Origin of the sequence: Frateuria defendens, assembly GCF_001182895.1 — a bacterium.
Classification (GTDB): domain Bacteria; phylum Pseudomonadota; class Gammaproteobacteria; order Xanthomonadales; family Rhodanobacteraceae; genus Frateuria_B; species Frateuria_B defendens.
The window spans coordinates 1-2694 of sequence record NZ_LFQR01000174.1 but is presented as its reverse complement, the minus strand read 5'-3'; the positions used below and the strand labels follow the sequence as shown (position 1 = coordinate 2694).

The following is a 2694-nucleotide window of genomic DNA, read 5'->3' as shown; positions in this document are numbered from 1 at the left end:
CTGATGGTGATGGCCATCGGTTTCGGCGTGGCGGCGTCGATGACCACCTGGTCCGTGTTCCGCGCCGTGTCGGGCGACCCCATTCCGTGGAAATCCTCGCGGCTGTTCGTGCCGCAGATCGACAACTGGGGGCCGCAGCAGCACCGGGTTCATGGCGAGCCGCCGGACATGCTCAGCTACCTGGACGCCATGGCGCTGATGCGCGCGCATCGCGCCGCACACCAGACGGCGCTGTACCCGGTTGGCGCCTCGGTGGTGCCGCAGGATGCTTCGCACGCGCCGTTCCGCGCGGGCGGCTACGCGGCCTTCGCCGATTTCTTCCCGATGTTCGACGTGCCGTTCCATTACGGTGGTGGCTGGACGGCCGACCACGATGGCCAGCGGGCCGACGTGGTGGTGCTGGGCGATGCGCTCAATCGCAAGCTGTTCGGCGATGCCGACAGCGTCGGTCGCGAGGTGATGCTGGACGACCACCGCTACCGTGTAGTCGGGGTGATGGCGACGTGGCACCCGCAGCCGCGCTTCTACGACGTGAACAACGGCAGCACCTACGGCCAGCCGCCGGACTTCTTCGTGCCGTTCAATCGCGCGATCGACGTGCAGATGGATTCCATCGGCATGAAGCAATGCGCTGGCAAGCTAGCGACGAGCCTGGCCGAGCGCATGCGCTCGGAATGCGTGTGGATCGGCTTCTGGGCGGAATTGCCCACGCCGGCGGCGGTGCGCGCCTACCGTGCCTTCCTGGATCACTACGCGATGGAGCAGCAGAAGGCCGGCCGCTTCGGTTGGGCGCCCAATGTGCGCCTGCGCGACCTGATGCGGTGGCTGGACTACAAGCAGGTGGTGCCGCCGGAGACGCGCATCGCACTGCTGCTTGCCGTGGCCCTGCTGCTGGTGTGCCTGATCAACACCGTCGGCCTGTTGCTGGCCAAGTTCCTGCGGCGCGCGCCAGAGATTGGCGTGCGCCGCGCGCTGGGGGCTTCGCGGCGCGCGATACATGCGCAGTTCCTTGCCGAGGCGGGCGTGATCGGTCTGGTGGGCGGCGCGCTGGGCCTGCTGCTGACCGTGCTAGGTACGTTCGCCGCGCGGCTGGCCTTCGAGTCCGACATCGCGGCATTGACGAAGGTGGACGCACGTCTGGTAGGGCTGACCGTGCTGGTGTCGGTGGCAGCCGCGCTGGTCGCCGCGTTCTATCCCTCCTGGCGCGCGGCACGGGTGCAGCCCGCGTGGCAACTGAAATCGAACTGAGGCCGCGACGATGCAGATCAGGCCCATCCTTGCCGCACTCCGCTGTCACAAGACCGGCACAGCGTTGGTTGCGTTGCAAGTCGCGCTGACGTTGGCGATCGTGTGCAATGCCCTGTTCGTCATTCACCAGCGCGTGGCGCACCTGCTGCGCCCCACCGGCATGGACGAGGCAGGGCTGGTGGTGGTCAACAATGACTGGATCGAACACCTGTCGGCACGGCAGCAGGCGGCGATGCTGGAGACGGACCTGGCGGCGTTGCGCGGGCTGCCTGGCGTGATCGACGCTTCCGCAGGCAATACGGTGCCTCTGGCCGGGCCCAGTTGGCTCGACGAGATAAGCCTGGACGACGGACCACATGCATCGCGTGCCCCTGTCTCGGTCTACTTTGCCGACACGCATACCTTGTCCACGCTGGGGCTGCGGTTGCTGGCCGGGCGCAATTTCCGCGCCGACGAGATCGGCGATTTCGACGGCCAGGGTGAACTCCCCGCCACGCAGTGCATCGTCACCCGCCCGCTTGTCGAGGCCCTGCAATCACAGGGCGGCATGCTCGGCCGCGCGGTGTACATCCAGGGCCGGCCATGCACAGTGGTGGGTGTGGTTGCCAGCCTGCAGGGGCAGATGGCCGGCATGGGCGGGCCCACGGCGTATAACTCGCTGTTGCTGCCGATGCGTTCCGTCGCCGGTTTCGGGCTTTATCTGGTACGCACACGACCCGACGCGGTCGCCGCGATGGTGCGGGATGCGCCGAAAGCGCTGCTTGGGGTAAACCGCATGCGCCTGGTCGATGCGCAGCCCTATGCGGACATCCGCACACAGGTCTATGGCCGCGACCGCGGATTGGCTCTCATCATGGGCGTGATCAGTGTGGTGCTGCTGGCGATCACCGCCGCGGGCATCGTCGGGCTCACCAGCTTCTGGGTCGGCCAGCGGCGCAAGCAGATCGGCGTGCGCCGCGCGCTGGGGGCGCGCCAGCGCGACATCCTGGGCTACTTCCTCACCGAGAACCTCCTGATCAGCGGCGGCGGCGTGCTGCTGGGCGTGCTGCTGGCGGTGGCGATGAACCTTTGGCTGGTGGTGCGCTTCGCCATGCAGCCGTTGTCGCTGGCCTACGTGGCGGTGGGCGTGGTGCTGCTGTTGCTGCTGGGGCAGGGCGCGGTGCTGGCACCGGCGCTGCGGGCGTCGAAGGTGCCGCCGGTGGAAGCGACGCGGTCGGTGTGACGGAGGTTCCCTCTCCCGCCGGGAGAGGGCCTACGCAGCGGCGGGAGAGGGTTCGGGCGGAGCGCAACGTCGCGAGCTGGCCGAACCCTCGCCTCCAGTAGGGCGAGGGGAGAAAAGCTAATGCGATGTAAGGAGTGAATGGATGTTCGGCTATTACCTTGAACTCGGCCTGCGCAGCCTGCGCCGCAACCCGGTGCTGACGGTGCTGATGGTGATGGCCATCG

Annotated in this window: 2 protein-coding genes; both read left to right on the top strand. The window is 67.7% G+C overall.

From position 1 onward, the window contains the following. A partial coding sequence (locus tag ACH65_RS17480) for an ABC transporter permease (protein WP_049623917.1) occupies positions 1 to 1248 on the top strand: 1248 nt, incomplete at its 5' end. Between the two features lie 10 nt (positions 1249 to 1258). Then, positions 1259 to 2470 carry an ABC transporter permease gene (locus ACH65_RS17475; RefSeq protein ID WP_049623916.1) on the top strand — a complete coding sequence of 404 codons (1212 nt, stop codon included), beginning with the start codon at positions 1259 to 1261 and terminating at the stop codon, positions 2468 to 2470. Positions 2471 to 2694: the final 224 nt, after the last annotated feature.